Raw genomic sequence first — 16,449 nt, 5'->3', positions numbered from 1 at the left:
TCCATGGAAATCAAAGGAATCATCACAGCGATGGTCACACCATTTGACCAAAATCAAAATTTAAATTTAACAGCAACAAAACAACTCGTGAACACACTGATAGATAAAGGTATAAATGGTCTGTTCATACTCGGCTCTAACGGTGAGTTTCACGTACTTAATGAAGAAGAAAAACTTAAATTCGCCGAAACGGTCATAAAAACAGCCAACAAACGTGTACCTGTTTTTGTTGGAACAGGAGGAAACAGCACCAGCCAAGTCATCACCTTATCAAAAAAAATGGAGACACTGGGCGCCGATGCCTTATCTGTCATAACACCCTATTTTATCGTACCGTCTCAAGCCGAACTTCTTCGACATTATCAAGCAATCGCAGACGCAGTATCTATCCCCATTGTAATGTATAATATTCCTAAAAATACTGGCATAAATCTCGAGCCAGAAACAGTTACAGAACTAGCTAGAGTTAAAAATATTATTGCCATAAAAGATAGCAGTGGAAAACTCGAAAATATGAAAAAATATATAGAACTTACAAAGAATCAAGCTTTTTCCGTAATCACTGGTTCCGATTCGCTTATTCTCCCCGCTTTCAAACTCGGCGCGACTGCCGCGATTGCTGCTACTTCTAATTTAATTACAGAGCTGGATATTTCAATCTATAAAAACTTTAAAGCTGGTAATATCGAGGCCGCAGAGAAAAGTCAACAATCCATTGAAAAATTACGCCATGTACTGCATATGGGAACCGTGCCTTCCGTCATAAAAAAAGCAATTTCACTCACAGGCATTCCTGTAGGTGATGCAAGACTACCGTCCATTGCACCTACAGAGGAGATCGTGAAAGAGATTAAAACAATGCTAGATTTTTACAAAATTAAATATAGATAATAAAAAACAAACTACCTCTTAAACGATAAAACGCCTATGAGGTAGTTTTTCTCATGTCTTAGAATTGTAACTATATTAAAACAAAAAATAAAGATATCGGCCCCATGCCAATACCTTGTGTGCATTACAATGATTAATTTTTTTATTTTACTGCCTTTAAAACGCGCAAATCGGCTTCTTGTTGAAACAATCGGTCATTCAATACATCAAACTTTGCATCCAGTTTTACAATGGATTCTTTGTTTGCCGTCCCCATTTCCAATGCCTCTAACTTTGCAATACCAAACTCTTGATTATGCCGAACAGCCTTAATAATATCCGTATTTTCTCTAACTTGCTCTTCTAGGCGATCTAAACGCGTATCTATTCCGCCTAATTTTTCTAATACGAGTCTTTGGAATTCCTCGTTGGTCATCACCTTACACCTCGCTTAAAACTTGTCTCCATTTTATCATTAAATGCAATCATTGTATATAAACTTTTATCAAAATACATAGGGGACACCTTTTGGTATGTCTTTCGCCATAAATTGTTATTTAGCGACGTGCAAAATTCCTCTTATCCTATATAATTTAACAAAAAATATGATAAGAGGAACTTTATGCACCACATATTTTACTTTTGAAAAACCATGTCGCTAAATTTTAAATCTTTGAACGACATTTTGCAATTCCTCTGCCATTTTTGCCAGTGCTTGGCTAGAAGATGCGATTTCTTCCATCGAAGCAGATTGCTGCTGTGTCGCAGCTGAAACATTTTCGGTTTCGGCAGCAGCATTTTGACTGATTTGCTCAATATCACGTACCGCAGAAACAATCTTTTTACTGCCAAATACCATTTTTTGAATCGCTTCTTTACTTTCTTCAAGTTGTGCGGAAACATCATCAACCAAAGATACAATATCTTTGAAGGCACGACCTGCATGATTCACGACTTCACTGCCATAACTCACTTCTTGTGTCCCTTTTTGCATTGCACTCACAGCACTGTCTGTCTCCGATTGTATTTCTGATATAAGTGTAGCGATTTTATGCGCTGCTTCTTGTGATTGCTCTGCTAATTTTCTAACTTCTTCTGCAACTACAGCAAAGCCTTTTCCCTGTTCACCTGCCCGTGCTGCTTCAATCGCAGCATTTAACGCTAATAGATTGGTCTGCCCTGCGATTCCAGAGATCGTCTCAACAATTTGCCCGATTTCTGATGAACGCTGTCCTAATTTTGTAACAACCTCGGCTGAATTAACCACAGTATGCTCAATACTCTGCATCTGATCCATCGCCGCTTCAACAGCTTTTTCTCCCTCTGCAGCAGCCTCTGAAGTCTTGTTAGCCATACTCGAAGCAGCATCAGCATTCGTTGCGACTTGTTGAATATTATTTGACATTTCTTCAACAATTTCCGTTGTCACATTCACTGTAGATGCCTGTTTTTCAGCACCTTGCGCAACCTCAGAAATAGACTCAGCTACCTGATTTGTCGCTAGTGCAGATTGTTCTGCGCTAGCCGTCAATTCTTCGGAAGATGCAGCGACCTGCTCTGTCGTAATCATAACCTTACGAATTATCGTTTGCAGATTATCTTTCATCTGATTAAAAGCACTTGCCAATTCACCGATCTCATCGGCTGAATTCACTACAAGGTCATCCTCTTGTAAATTGCCATCCGCCAAGGTATTCGCTGACACCGTTAGTCTGCGAATTGGTCCTGCAATTGATTTACTAATCCAAGTACCAAGTACTAAGGCAAAAATCAACACAACAAGATTGATGCCCAGCAGCATAGATTGCATCTGATCAGCCTTATCTGACTGAACTTTTTGTTCTTTTTGAATCGTTTCTTTGACAACTTGCAAAAATTGTTCTGCAGACTCCATAGTTGCTTTGTACGGAGTTCCGGCTTCCTGCATATATTGTCCTACCATAGCAATATCATTTATTTTTTTCGCCGCAATAGATTTTTCGGCGATCCCCTCATATTCTGCCTTCAAAATCTTAATATTTGCGATAATTTTTTTACCTTTTTCATCCTTTGTGGTTTTCTCTAGTTCAGCAATTCCTTCATCCGCTTTTTTACGATATGTATTAAACAAATCTATATCAGAAAGATCTCCTGTAAAATTAAATCGACGCATAGCAACTGCCTCATTTGCAACAGCCAGAGAAATCCCTTGCGTCAATTCAATCTTTTGCAGCTCTACCGCAATAAGATCTTCATAAGAATCATTGATATTTCCTATTTTAAAATACGTAAACAGGCTCATCATTGCAACAAGTACTACAACAATTAAAAAGCCTCCTGTAATCTTTTTTCCTACTGTAATTTTCATCTTCCAATACTCCCTTCTAAGCTCTTGTAACTACAAATGTAATTATTAACATTACAGCGATGCGTTTGATCTTCACCTCTTCATCTATATTTGTTTATAAAAAATAAGTCAACAAACTACAAAGCATATACATAAATGCGGCTTGGCAGTCATTGACTTAATCATCTTTAGACCCATAGCTTTGCGTCTTTACCTTTCGATAAATTTGCCAACTATCCTATATTTTTTTGTATCCTTATTCCATTATGTAAGTTGCTAAGAACGTCTATTACTTTGGTATTATTATCAATAATACCATACTACAATATAAATGTATATTTATTTTTATCATTTAAATATTCTGTCATATTAGACCATCGTCACAAATCATATATTTTATTAACCACCCGATGATTCGCCAAATATCTGGTTCTACGAGATTCAAATGATTTAAAAATCAAAATCCTATTTAGCTCCCATAAAAAATAGGACAAATAGACTATGTCAGCCTATTTGTCCTATTTTGATTTTATCTGGCCTCTAACGCGCTTGCTTTTGTACACAAAGCGCAAAGAATGGTTAAATTGCGAATAATTTCAACCTTAATTCAGGTGACGTTAAAACACGATCTGAAGTAACGTTCCTTTATTTTATCGTTTTTACTGCATCAATGATATCATTTGTTGTTAAGCCGTACTGTTTCAACAACTCATCCGGTTTCCCTGAAGTTCCGAATTGATCCTTGATTCCGACCATTGCCACTTTGGTTGGATATTCTTGTGACAACACTTCACATACCGCAGAACCTAAGCCACCGATCACACTATGTTCCTCAGCTGTTACAATCTTCCCTGTCAATTTTGCAGTTTTTACAATTAATTCTCTGTCTATTGGTTTAATGGTATGCATATTAATAACGGTTGCCGCTATATTTTCTTCTTGTAACCGCTCTGCGGCTTCTAAAGCTTTTGCTACCATAATTCCAGTTGCTATAATGGCTACGTCACTGCCCTCACGCAGTACATCTCCTTTTCCGATCTCAAATTTATAATTTTCATCATAAATTTTCGGAGTTGCCGCTCTGCCTAAGCGGATATACATAGGACCATAATGTGCAACTGCTGCTAAAATTGCTTGTTTTGCCTCAACTTCATCGGCTGGATTTAAAACAACCATATTCGGAATGCTTCTCATTAAAGAAATATCTTCAATCGCCTGATGACTTCCGCCATCTTCACCAACTGTGAGCCCCGCATGTGTTGCAGCAATTTTTACGTTTAAATTCGGATAAGCAATTGAATTACGAACTTGTTCAAAGGCTCTGCCTGCTGCGAAAATCGCAAAAGTACTAGCAAAAGGTATTTTGCCGCAAGTTGCAAATCCAGCCGCTGTTCCCAGCATGTCCTGCTCTGAAATTCCCATATCAAAAAATCTTTCCGGACATACTTTTTTAAATGCAATCGTTTTTGTGGCCTTTGCCAAATCAGCATCGAGCACTACCACCTGAGGGTTTTTACTAAGTTCAGCTAAAGTTTCACCATATGCATCTCTTGTCGCTTTACTCATTTTGTAACACTCCCTTTCAACGCGGCAATCGCTTCTTCTTTCTGCTGTTGGTTCGGTGCAGAGCCATGCCAGCTCACCTGATTTTCCATAAAAGGAACACCTTTTCCTTTTATGGTTTTAGCAATAATTGCGGTTGGTTTACATGTCAAATTCTTGGCTAAATCAATCGCCGCTCTTATTTGCGCAAAATCATGTCCGTCAATTTCGATTACATGCCAGCCAAAGGCTTTAAACTTATCCCCTATGGACTCCACATTCATTACTTCTTCATTTGTACCATCAATTTGCAAGCCATTATGATCGACAAATAACGTAATGTTATCCAAATGATAATGTGCGCTGCTCATTGCTGCTTCCCATATTTGACCTTCTTGTAACTCTCCGTCACCAGCAATTACATATACTTGATATGCCTTTTTATCTAATTTAGCCGATAATGCCATACCATTCGCTACAGATAGTCCTTGACCTAAAGACCCCGTTGACATATCGATTCCCGGTGTCCGTTTCATATCCGGATGCCCTTGTAACATTGCATTTGTTTTTCTCAAATTCATGAGTTCTGCTTTAGAGAAATAACCCCGTTCCGCTAACACACTATACAGGCCAGGTGCTGCATGTCCTTTGGACAATACAAAACGATCGCGGTCTTCCCATTTAGGTGCATCTGGGCGTATCGCCATTTTCTCAAAATATAAGACAGTCAAAATATCGATCATCGACAATGACCCGCCCGGATGTCCAGAACCAGCGGCAGCTAGCATATCAATCACATTGATCCGAATGGATTGTGCTAATTTTTTCAATGCATCAGTTTCCATAGTTTCCCCTCATCTATCTAAATCTTTTTCTACACATTATTTCATTATTCTATTTGTTATGCTTCCTCATATGCTTAGATAAAGCGTTTTAAGCGTCTATTTTTGTCCGTAATATGCATTTTTCCCATGTTTTCTTGAAAAATGTTTATTCATTAAAATTTTATCCATTACATTATTCGGTGACATTAATTCTGTATAATAAGCCATACGCGATACTTCTTCCAAAACGACCGCATTATGCACTGCTTCGTTTGCACTTTTGCCCCAAGCAAATGGTCCATGATCATTGACAACTACGCCTGGACAATGAATTGGATTTCTTCCCATGAAAGTTTCAATGATTACATTGCCTGTTTCCAGTTCATAATTGTGTTGAATTTCTTCTTTATTCAATTTTCTTGTACAAGGGATTTCGCCATAAAAATAATCTGCGTGTGTTGTACCACAAGCAGGAATAGATTTTCCGATCTGTGCCCAAATCGTAGCCCAGCTGGAATGTGTATGCACGATCCCTCCCACTTCTTCAAATTCTCTATATAACGCCAGATGTGTAGCCGTATCTGAAGAAGGATTGAGTTTCCCTTCCACACGATTTCCTTCTAAATCAACGACAACTAGATCGTCAATGGTCATAGCATTGTATTCAACGCCACTTGGTTTGATGACAACCAACCCTTTTTCCCGATCAATTCCGCTTACATTGCCCCATGTATACGTAATCAATCCTCTAGCTGGCAATTCTAAATTTGCTGCCAAGACTTCTTTTTTTAACGTTTCTAACATATAACTTACCTCTCTCCAATAAATTTTTAAATCAATCAAACGGACTGCAGACAAATAACCTATCTTTTTTCTTAGTCAATCTTTACTAAAACTTTATTAAATTCAATTTCACGTTTCGCCATCTTCTTCAAATAATCACCCAATTCTTCAAGGGAAATGATATGCGAAATCATCGGTTTAAAAGCAATCTCACCTTTATGCATAAAGTCTAAAGTCGCCGTCCAAGCTCTGCCTGGATAAGGCTGCGTATAAGAATTCCAAGATCCCTTAATCGTCAATTCTCCACGCAAAATACTTTCTGCAGCATTCGCACTTAAAGGTAATTCTGTATGAGAAATTCCAACAAAAACAATCGTGCCCTTTTTCCTAGCAATCGTCAAAGACTGCTCTTGCGTAAATCTACTGCCAGCAGTTTCAATCACGACATCAGCACCACCATGCGTCATCTCTTTGATTGCAGCTACAGCATCTACTTCTTTTGCATTTACACTATCTGTTGCACCCAATTTTTTCGCAAGTTCCAACTTGTCATTAAAAATATCCACAGCGATTACTTTTGCTGCACCAAAGATTTTTGCCCATTGCACGGCAAATTGTCCAATCGGACCGCATCCTAAGACAACGACTTGATCACCGACTTTAATTTCAGCCTTAGCAACCCCGTGATAAGCAATTGTCGCTGGTTCAATACCCGCTGCAGTCTCATAATCAAGTCCTTCAGGTAATTTAAGCAGATGCTCAGATTTTACTTTAACAAACTCAGCAAATGCTCCATTTACTCTAGTTCCAATAATTTCATAATCCCCACATAAGCCAAAATCCCCGGATTTACAATATTCACAATGTCCGCATGGAACAAGTGGTGCAACCGCTACTTTGTCACCAACTTGGAAAGCGGTAACTTCTTCACCAGTTTTTACAATTTGTCCTGAAAATTCATGACCTAAGATTAAAGGATATGCTGCATTCCCACTTAGACCACTCACCATAGAACGCGGTAAATCAGATCCGCAAATTCCTGCATATTTAACCTTAATCAATGCCTCATCGACAGCAATTTCCGGTATATCTACCATTTCACATTTAACATCAGCAATTCCATGTAATACTGAAGCTTTCATTTTGTTTGACATCATAATTTCTCCTTCCATAAATAAGCGATAAAACTCTTATAGCAAATTAATATAGCAAATCTCATGCCAAACAAAAATAAAATAAAAAAACCTGCCATACCTTGACGATTCATCTGCTCTTGCAAATCACAATACATTTAATACAACTCTATTACATAATGAAAGTATGCTTTCGCATTATGTTTATAGTTACAACATCATGTACTGCTTTTTAGAAATTTTATTAGAAGCGATCTTACATAAAATAAAAAATACCGATTTACGTTAAAGCCTGTAAATGATTTTACAGCACTTTGTAAATCGGTATTTCCTCAAATCAATTGAATATTTAATGCGATTTAAGCACTCACTTGATTTTGTGGTTCATCCGCAACATTCTTTAATGCTTGTTGATCCAAATAATCGGAAACCTTGGATTTGTTCTTTTTGTATAAAACCCATAGCACAGCATAAACAACTACTGTAATTCCAATAAGAACTGGGCTTGCTGTTAAAAACGCAAAGAATACTAATCCCATCAAAGGTTTTCCTAAGATATTAAAGCTTGTAATTAACATTGCACCGGCTGGAATCGCAACACCAATTGCCAATGCCATATCAGTAAATAAAGGAGCAGTTAACGTACAAATATACAAGCCTAGTGCAAACCAAATTGTTCCGGAAAAAAGAATTTTCGCAATATTCCCATTATGAACCGCAACAAGTCCTTGCACCATATAAGGAATCGCCAACAAGTCAACAACCGGTAAAACTTGGTTACCCGGCAATAGAATCGCTACAACGAGCATAATTGGAATCAAAATTAAACCTGACATCAATGTCGCTGGTTCACCATATCCCACTGCATCGTTTACCGCAATATACCATTCTCTGTTCCCTGCTTTTTGCATCATTTTTCTTGCAGCTTCAGTAATTGGTGCAAATGCTTGCGCAAACATACTTGCAACTTTAGGGAAAATAGCCATAACAGCACTGGTAGATATACCTACCTTCATGATTTCGCCCCAAGCAGCCAATGTATCAATTCTATTTACATTACCTAAAATACCAATAAACATCCCAAGGAAAAGCCCCAATGTCATCGGTTCACCAAGAAAGCCAAATTTTTTCTCTAATTCAGCTGGATTTAATTTAATTTTATTTAATCCTAATGCATTATAAATTGGATCAGCAATCACTGCAAAAATGGATGGTTCAACATTATGCATTGCAATAATTGTACAGTTTGGATACTTATAATAGGTAGACCATCTTTTTGCTACCAATTCTGAAATTAGCAAACTATATAAATTGAGTAAAACCATGCAGGCAATCCCTAATGCGAAACTTCCTGTCACCCCAATTACCATAGCACCCCAAACCATATAGGAGTAATTGTTCCATAAATCTGATGGCTGAAAAACATCTGTCCACTTAACTAAAAATAAGATCGTCTGTAAAGCAATACCTAATCCTAGATAAATCATCCCAGCACTTGTAGAAAAAGCTACTAAAGATGTCGCCTGCCAGCCAACATCAAATACTGGTAACTGTACTCCTGTACTTTGCACCATTTGATTAATAACCGGTGTAATAATAGGAGTAAACGAATTTAGAATCAATACAAAGCCCTGCAGTGCTACCCCAGCATAGATTGCCGAAAGAAAAGATTTTTTTGTGGTAACTTTAAATACTTTAGCGATAATAAAGATAATAAATGGCACAATAATCGCCGAACCAAATGAATCAATAATAGACTTCATAAATTCCAACATGGGTACAACCTCCTTAAGTTCTGATAAATCTTGAATTTATCAATCAATATTTACTTTTTCAGTTCACGAACCACTTTAAGCACTTCCTCAAAGAATTCATCTTCTCCCATGCCAGTTAAGCAAGCAAAAGCATTAATCGTTGGAATTCCATAATCACCTGACTGTAGTGGACTCGTATACGTGATAAAGTCAAAACGTCCGGATTGTGCTAAATTTAACGCTTCTGTTGGTCTTGCTTCCGTCGTGGAAACTTTGATTCCTTGTTTCTCTAAAGTTTCTTTTAATTTGCCTGCTACCATAGATGATGTTACAGTTCCAGAACCACATACCGATAAAACATTAACCTGAATCATGATAACGCCCCCTCTTTTATTCGACTTTAATAAAATTTAATAATTCTCCAATTTCGTCTTTGCTTTTTGCGCTTTTTATTTGCTTCATTAGTTCCACATTTTGAAAGACCTTCATCAAGCTTCCCAATAAACCAACTTGCGCTTTTGCATCTTTTACTGCCAGTAAAAAAACTAATCCAATCTCCAATTCCTTTGTTGGATCACTCATGGAATGAAAAGCTACTGGATTTTTTAATATACCTACAGCAAAATTAGATTTATTCACGTGTTCAGAATCCGTATGCGGAATCGCTACACAAAACGCTCCCAGATCTAGTCCGGTCGGTAGTTTACTTTCTCGATTGAGTACCGCTGTAATATAAGAATCTTTCACGTAATTTTTTGCTAACATTCTTTGTCCTAGTTCTTTAATGATGCTTTCACTATTCAGTGCCTCAACATCTAATGCGATTAAATCTAAATCCATTTCATATCCTCCTTTCTCAATTCTTAAGGAATAAATCTTTACACTTTACTATTAAGCAAGAACCGTGCCAAACAAAATTTTCTTCATTTTTCTGAATCAAGACTTGAATTTTCAAGCGTTCCATCTCATCTCATACATTTAAGCCATAAACGTACATTTTTGAAATCTTGTTCAACATTATGTGAGATTGCCCCCACGGTTAGGTTTCTGCTTTTAAAACTACATACTACATTGCAGCAAGCTTGTCCAAAATAATTGTCTGGAAACTCTCTTTATCTACACACCCCTTTATCTTTGTCATAAACACATGATCGCGCAAAATTTTAAGCATGTCTTTTACATTTTCTTTATCGGTTGATTTAAATACTGGCATAAAGACAAAATTAACATTTCCAACGCCCCAATCAATTGGATTTTTAAGTTTGACAAATACAAAACTCGTCCGATTTACACCAATAGAATTTCCATGTGGAACAGCTGTATTACCTTCAGTAAATGTCGGTAAAAGCGCTTCTCTGTCTAAAACAGATTGCAAATATTCTTTTTCTACATACCCTTTGTTAATTAACAATGAACAAATATATTCTAACAAATCCGATTTAAAGTAAATTTCCGGTTCAAAGATCATTAAATCTTGATCAATCATTCGATGATGTTGCTGCACGTTTTGCAATTCTTTTTTTGCAGATAGATGAATATCAATATTTTTCAACAGATTTTCATCATAATCAATAAAGCATATTCCCGGAATTTTCGGATTAATCGTTCCAACCACGAGCACATGATAGTCCTTTTGCAATTCTGTAATTTTCGTGACCAAAAGCTCATCCATCGCACTGATTGCATGGCAAGGTAAATCTTTATATTTACTCTCAATCATACGGCTGATTTGTTTTGCATTCCCTTCCCCAGTCAGACAAATGGTGACAACAAGATCCGGTTTTTGGTCGCTTTCTTTTTCATTGACATACAGATATTCGAACTTATCTTTTTTCAAATAAAAATAAATTTCTTCTAAAGTATCCTCCCCCAAGGATACGCGTCTTGTAGCCTCAAGTGCAAGCACGACATCGACTCGATCTAAAGTTTTTGCTTTTATATTGGTCTGATTGTATACGATATCACCAATATTACTCAATGAGCCCATATCTACTAAAAACAATACGCCTCTTCCTTGATCGATGACTTTTGCCAGTTCAATCGCCTTATTATAAATATGAATCGGCTTTTCATTTAATGGCATATCAATTGCGATTGGAAAATTCGTACCTAAAAGTTCTTTAATGACCTTTACAGTTTCAGTCGCGATATAGCCATGTGAAATCATGATCAATCCGACTCTTTTCTTCAATGTATCTTGACTCAGCGCAGATTTGAGATACAAAGTAATAAACCCAACTTCATCCGCAGGAATTTTTACCCCTTCACTCTCTTCAACCTTCTTAGCAAATTCTAAACAGACTGCATACTCTTTGGCAAATTCTTTTTTAATTTTCTCAAGATTGATATTAATAATTTTTTGATTGAGGCGAATTCGCTTGATTGCTTCATCTAGATGAATCGCCAAATATTTAAAGGCATGTTTATTGATTTCGCCATTTGGTTCTTTTTCCATGACCTGTTTCATCAACTGTTTCACTGCACGTACAATATTTTGTCCAACAAAACTGTATAAATCATTCATGGAAAGTGCATCTTGCTGTTTATTCATATTGAATTTTAAGTTCGTAAAATTATTTAAAATAAAAGCCCACAAGATATTTTCGGTTTCACTATCTGGTAAGTTTAATAATTTTAAATCGTAATATTTTTCTTCAATACTTCTATAAATATCATGTTCAACATAGTTATCTCTTTCTATATCTTCATCAATAGATAAATGATTGCATTTAAATGGAATTAGCATTAAATTATTTAAATATTTTCTTATCTCAGAATAATTCCCATCTAATAAAGACGTTTCATTGAAAGAATCCATCAACTTTAATATCTCATTTACATCAATAGAAACCAATCGGTCTTCTTTCTTATTGATCACCTGCATAAAAGATCTTGCACACAATACCTGAATCATATTTTTTAATTGTCCAATATTTCCACTAAATTTATTTAAAGCTAAAATTTCCACTACATTTTTATCTACAAAAATTTTTGAGTTGATTCGATTACATTCTTGTTGAAAAATTCGATAAATTAAATCTACCTTCTCTTTCAAAAAACGATCTCTTAACGAAGGCAAGTAGATCACCATAGGTATACGCCTTCTGAATGTAAGCAATAAATTCGTCTCAATATTCTCTGTTGTTGCTCCAATCAGCATAACACTTACTTTTCGTTCCACATTGGTTTCACCAAGCCGTCTAAAACAGCCTCGATCTAGGATGGAAAACAAAATTTCCTGACCTTTAGGCGGCAGCCGATGTATTTCATCTAAAAATAACATTCCACCATCTGCTTCTTCAACCAAACCCGGACTATCATTCACCGCTCCAGTAAACGCACCTTTTTTATAACCAAATAACAACGAAAGCAATAGTTGGGGATTATCAGCATAATCAGCGCAATTAAATACAACCAAGCTCGAATTCTCATATAAAATGCCTTCTTGCCGTGCAAAATCATACATTTTTTTTGAAAATAAGCTCTTACCAACGCCACTTTCACCGACAATCAACGTTGGCAAACCTTTTGGCGGGTACATAATCGCCGATTTGGCCTGTTCTATCGCATTTTTCAAACTGCCATTATGGCCAATCAACGTTGCAAAAGGATCTCTTTTTTCTGTTTTTTCTTCTGTCGGTTCAAGCTCCACTTCTTCTCGCGACAAGACTTCTTCAACGACTCTCCTTGAGATATCAAAACCTTGTTCTAATAACTCTCTTGTTATATCTGAAATATTAATCGTTTTTGCATTCTTTTTTATCGCTAAGATTGCAGCTTTTAAATATGGATATCGTCGTTGTCTGGAATTATTGATATTCAATTCTTTTCTGATATTTGTTATATTTTCACGTGTAGTATTCAAGAATTTAGCAATTTGAATATCAGTCAGCGGATCTTTTTTATTTTCAGTATTAATGATATTAATGAGCTTCGTTTGTATATCCATCATGAAATCTCCTTTTTTTTAATTTTATATGCAAAATTTGTGCCATACTTTTACCAATCTACACTACACAGGAAACAGTGAATTCGCCTTCCCTACAGAAAATTTTATACAAATTGTGAATATCTTATTTTTGATCATTTTGTAATGAACAAAATGTATAGTTATTGAATATACAAATACTTACATTCCTAAACATAAGATACTAAAATTCATCAATTGCTATTCATTCACTTATCATAACAAAAACAACCCCCGCAGGAAAACCTGCGAGGGTTCATACTATAGATAAACTGTGGACAGATAGGTGGCGGGTCGGCGATAAGTACTCATCTGCGTCGTTACTGCAAAGGGCTGCTCGCCCTAGTACAGCAGTACGACTCCTTCACATCCCCTTGCTGCGCCTAGCATCTGGGCACTTCTCACCAACCGGCAACCTATCTTCGTACTAGTTTATAAGTGGAACGATTTTATCTATTTTTATTTATTATCATAGATATTTATTTTATTGACAAATTCAGTTTACATCAGAAAAACGACTAATAAATTTTATATAAAATTTATTAGATTAAATTTTTTTCAGTTAAAAAATCGTGGGCAACTGCTTTAGGGTCTTTCTTTAATTCATCGACTTGATAATTCAAATCCTTCATTACCTCTTCTGTCAGCATCGCTCCTAGCTCCTCAACAATTGGAACAATTTCAGGATACTTCTCTGCTGTTTCAGCACGTACTAAAGGAATCGCATAATATGGCGGGAAGAAATGCTGATCATCCTCTAAAACAGTTAAATCGTATTTTTTTAATAGCCCGTCGGTAGAAAATGCATCGGTAACGTCACTTTCTTTATTGATGAGTGCAGCATACTTCGGACTTCCGTCAATACCAATTTCATTTCTAAAATTAAACTGATATTTTTTCTTTAATCCGATAACTCCATCGTCCCGATTTAAAAATTCTAAAGAAGTAGCAGCAGTTAATTGCTGACCGACTTTTGCCAAGTCACTGATTGATTTTAAATTATATTTTTCAGCGGTTTCCTTTGTTACTGCTAACGTATAGGTATTGTTAAATGACATTTGTTTTAAAACATCAATCTCATATTTTTCTTTTAAATCCTTTTTCACTGTATCGTATACCTTTTCTACGTCAGAAATCGGTGGATATTTCAACATGTCACCATAGGCAGTCCCACTATAATCAACATACAAATCAATATCTCCAGATTTTAATGCAGTAAAACAGACCTGCGTACCACCGAGCGCTAATTTACGATCTACGGCAATGTCAGTTTTCGTCTCAATAAGCTCCGCCAACAAATTCCCGATAATCTCTTGTTCTGTCCAATCCTTACTTCCTATCGCAATGACTTTATCTTGCGTATATCCTTGTGAAATTCCATTCACTACAAATAATCCAGCTAAAAAACAGGCTGCAACTGTTAAAATTGCCTTTTGTATTTTACTCTTCCCAACTTTAGATAGATTACTTCTTTCCTGATTCTTTTGTAAACTCACAGGTGTAACCAAATTCTCAATAATCGCAAATAGACCATCTACACCAAGTGCCAATATACAAGCAGGAATCGCTCCCGCTAAAATCTGCTCTGTATTAACCGTCCGAATCCCGGAAAAAACCAAATAACCAAGTCCGCCACCGCCAATAAAAGCAGCCATCGTCATTAAGCCAACCGCTGTAACCGCCGCAATCCTAACACCGGACATAATCACCGGCAATGCAAGTGGAAGCTCTATTTTAAATAAAATTTGCCACTTTTTCATGCCCATTCCTTTTGCAGCTTCCACCATTTGTGGATTAATACCATTAATTCCAGTCGTCGTATTTTTTATAATCGGCAATAAAGAATATAAAATAACCATTACCACGGCCGGGACTGTCCCAATTCCCAATAATGGAATTGCAAACCCTAATAATGCTAGACTTGGAATAGCTTGAATGATGCTAGCAATGCCAAGAACAGGCTTATTTAGCTTCTTTATATAGCTGATAAGTATGCCCACAGGCATTCCAATTAAAATTGCTAGTCCAACTGAAAAAGCTGTAAGCTCTATATGCTCGATTGTTAAAGAGATGATCTGCCCTTTGATACTAAATAAATAACTCAATAATTCAGTCATATCAAATCACCTCCTCGGTATCTAAAAACTGCTGACTTAGCGTCGTTACCAGACTGCTTTTCGTAATTAAACCTTTCAACACGCCTCGTTCATCAACAACTGGTACCTGTGCTATTTTATTTTGCTTCACAATCTCAAGAATATTAACAATCGTATCTTCAGGACTAACTTTTACAAAATCATGATTCATGATAGTTGATACTGGAGCACTTCTATCCGTCTTATTTTGTATTTGTTTCGCTGCAAGAATTCCTAAAATATGACGATCATAATCAACAACCATTAAACTATCAACCTTTGCACTTCTCATCTTTTCCATGCATTTTAATAAAGATAAATTTTTATAACACGTAATTGGCTCCTCAATCATGATATCTTTTGCTCTGATAAATTCAGGCGATGACCAAATTCTATTTTTGCCAATGAACGTACTCACAAAATCATCATAAGGATTTTTTAGAATATTTTCTGGTGTATCATACTGCACGATATGACCTTGATGCATAATGCAAATTCGATCTGCAATCTTAATCGCCTCGTCCATATCATGCGTTACAAAAGCAATCGTTTTTTTTACTTTTGTTTGCAGCTCAATCAACTCATCTTGCAACTGTAATCGCGTAATTGGATCAAGTGCACTAAACGGCTCATCCATTAAAATAATTTTAGGATCCGTAGCAAACGCTCTGGCAATTCCTACTCTTTGCTGCTGCCCACCACTGAGTTCCGTAGGATAACGATCCAAATATTCCTCACTGCTAAGGCCCACCATGTCCATCAATTCACAAGTTTTTGTCAAAATCTTTTCTTTATCCAAATTCTCAAGTCGCGGAATCACTTCAATATTTTCTCGTACCGTCATATGGGGAAACAAGCCTGTTTGCTGAATTACATAACCAATATTTCTTCTCAATTGAATCATATCCAAGGAAGAAATATCGTTTCCCTGTATGAAAACCTTTCCTGTCGAAGGCTCAATCAAGCGATTGATCATCTTCAACATTGTCGTTTTCCCGCAGCCACTTGCTCCAATAATCGCAACAAGCTCGCCCTCATTTATCTCAAAAGAAATATCTTTTAGAATTTGTTTATCTTTAAAACTTTTACTTACATTCTCAAACTTTATCATCAAA

Annotated in this window: 13 protein-coding genes and 1 riboswitch; of the genes, 1 reads left to right on the top strand and 12 read right to left on the bottom strand. The window is 36.4% G+C overall.

All coding sequences use genetic code 11. The features are described 5' to 3' along the window. Positions 1 to 3 precede the first annotated feature (3 nt). Positions 4 to 891: a 4-hydroxy-tetrahydrodipicolinate synthase gene (dapA, locus tag BN6559_RS10595; RefSeq protein WP_110954675.1), complete on the top strand. Its 888-nt coding sequence runs from the start codon at positions 4 to 6 to the stop codon at positions 889 to 891. Between the two features lie 142 nt (positions 892 to 1,033). On the opposite strand, the gene BN6559_RS10590 is transcribed toward dapA, so the two are convergent. The 12 genes from BN6559_RS10590 to BN6559_RS10535 all read right to left on the bottom strand — a co-directional run bounded on the left by BN6559_RS10590 (position 1,034) and on the right by BN6559_RS10535 (position 16,445). Then, positions 1,034 to 1,306 carry a hypothetical protein gene (locus BN6559_RS10590; protein ID WP_110954674.1) on the bottom strand — a complete coding sequence of 91 codons (273 nt, stop codon included), beginning with the start codon at positions 1,304 to 1,306 and terminating at the stop codon, positions 1,034 to 1,036. A 222-nt stretch (positions 1,307 to 1,528) separates the two neighbouring features. Then, positions 1,529 to 3,217, bottom strand: coding sequence for a methyl-accepting chemotaxis protein (locus BN6559_RS10585; protein ID WP_110954673.1), 1,689 nt, complete (start codon positions 3,215 to 3,217; stop codon positions 1,529 to 1,531). A gap of 133 nt (positions 3,218 to 3,350) precedes the next feature. After that, positions 3,351 to 3,437: riboswitch (cyclic di-GMP riboswitch) on the bottom strand. A gap of 404 nt (positions 3,438 to 3,841) precedes the next feature. Continuing rightward, positions 3,842 to 4,762, bottom strand: coding sequence for a transketolase family protein (locus BN6559_RS10580; protein WP_110954672.1), 921 nt, complete (start codon positions 4,760 to 4,762; stop codon positions 3,842 to 3,844). Further along, positions 4,759 to 5,583 (bottom strand): transketolase, encoded by an 825-nt coding sequence (locus BN6559_RS10575; RefSeq protein ID WP_110954671.1) that lies wholly within the window; start codon positions 5,581 to 5,583, stop codon positions 4,759 to 4,761. Before BN6559_RS10575 ends, BN6559_RS10580 begins: the two co-directional genes overlap by 4 nt. 96 nt (positions 5,584 to 5,679) lie before the next feature. Further along, positions 5,680 to 6,366 (bottom strand): L-ribulose-5-phosphate 4-epimerase, encoded by a 687-nt coding sequence (locus tag BN6559_RS10570; RefSeq protein WP_110954670.1) that lies wholly within the window; start codon positions 6,364 to 6,366, stop codon positions 5,680 to 5,682. Between the two features lie 71 nt (positions 6,367 to 6,437). Beyond that, entirely contained in the window at positions 6,438 to 7,502 is a 1,065-nt protein-coding gene (locus BN6559_RS10565; RefSeq protein ID WP_199883925.1) for a galactitol-1-phosphate 5-dehydrogenase, read from the bottom strand. A 335-nt stretch (positions 7,503 to 7,837) separates the two neighbouring features. Continuing rightward, positions 7,838 to 9,253, bottom strand: coding sequence for a PTS galactitol transporter subunit IIC (locus BN6559_RS10560; RefSeq protein WP_110954668.1), 1,416 nt, complete (start codon positions 9,251 to 9,253; stop codon positions 7,838 to 7,840). 50 nt (positions 9,254 to 9,303) lie between these two features. After that, entirely contained in the window at positions 9,304 to 9,606 is a 303-nt protein-coding gene (locus BN6559_RS10555) for a PTS sugar transporter subunit IIB (RefSeq protein ID WP_110954667.1), read from the bottom strand. Positions 9,607 to 9,622: 16 nt separating this feature from the next. Beyond that, entirely contained in the window at positions 9,623 to 10,072 is a 450-nt protein-coding gene (locus BN6559_RS10550; RefSeq protein ID WP_110954666.1) for a PTS sugar transporter subunit IIA, read from the bottom strand. A 226-nt stretch (positions 10,073 to 10,298) separates the two neighbouring features. Continuing rightward, positions 10,299 to 13,184, bottom strand: a complete 2,886-nt coding sequence (locus BN6559_RS10545; RefSeq protein WP_199883924.1) for a sigma 54-interacting transcriptional regulator — start codon at positions 13,182 to 13,184, stop codon at positions 10,299 to 10,301. A 557-nt stretch (positions 13,185 to 13,741) separates the two neighbouring features. Continuing rightward, positions 13,742 to 15,316 (bottom strand): ABC transporter permease/substrate-binding protein, encoded by a 1,575-nt coding sequence (locus BN6559_RS10540; RefSeq protein ID WP_110954664.1) that lies wholly within the window; start codon positions 15,314 to 15,316, stop codon positions 13,742 to 13,744. 1 nt (position 15,317) lies between these two features. Continuing rightward, on the bottom strand, positions 15,318 to 16,445 hold the full coding sequence (locus BN6559_RS10535; RefSeq protein WP_110954663.1) for an ABC transporter ATP-binding protein: 1,128 nt from the start codon (positions 16,443 to 16,445) through the stop codon (positions 15,318 to 15,320). Positions 16,446 to 16,449: the final 4 nt, after the last annotated feature.

The organism is Massilibacillus massiliensis, from assembly GCF_900086705.1.
Classification (GTDB): Bacteria; Bacillota; Negativicutes; order FLKF01; family FLKF01; genus Massilibacillus; species Massilibacillus massiliensis.
This window is presented reverse-complemented; position numbering and strand designations above follow the sequence as displayed.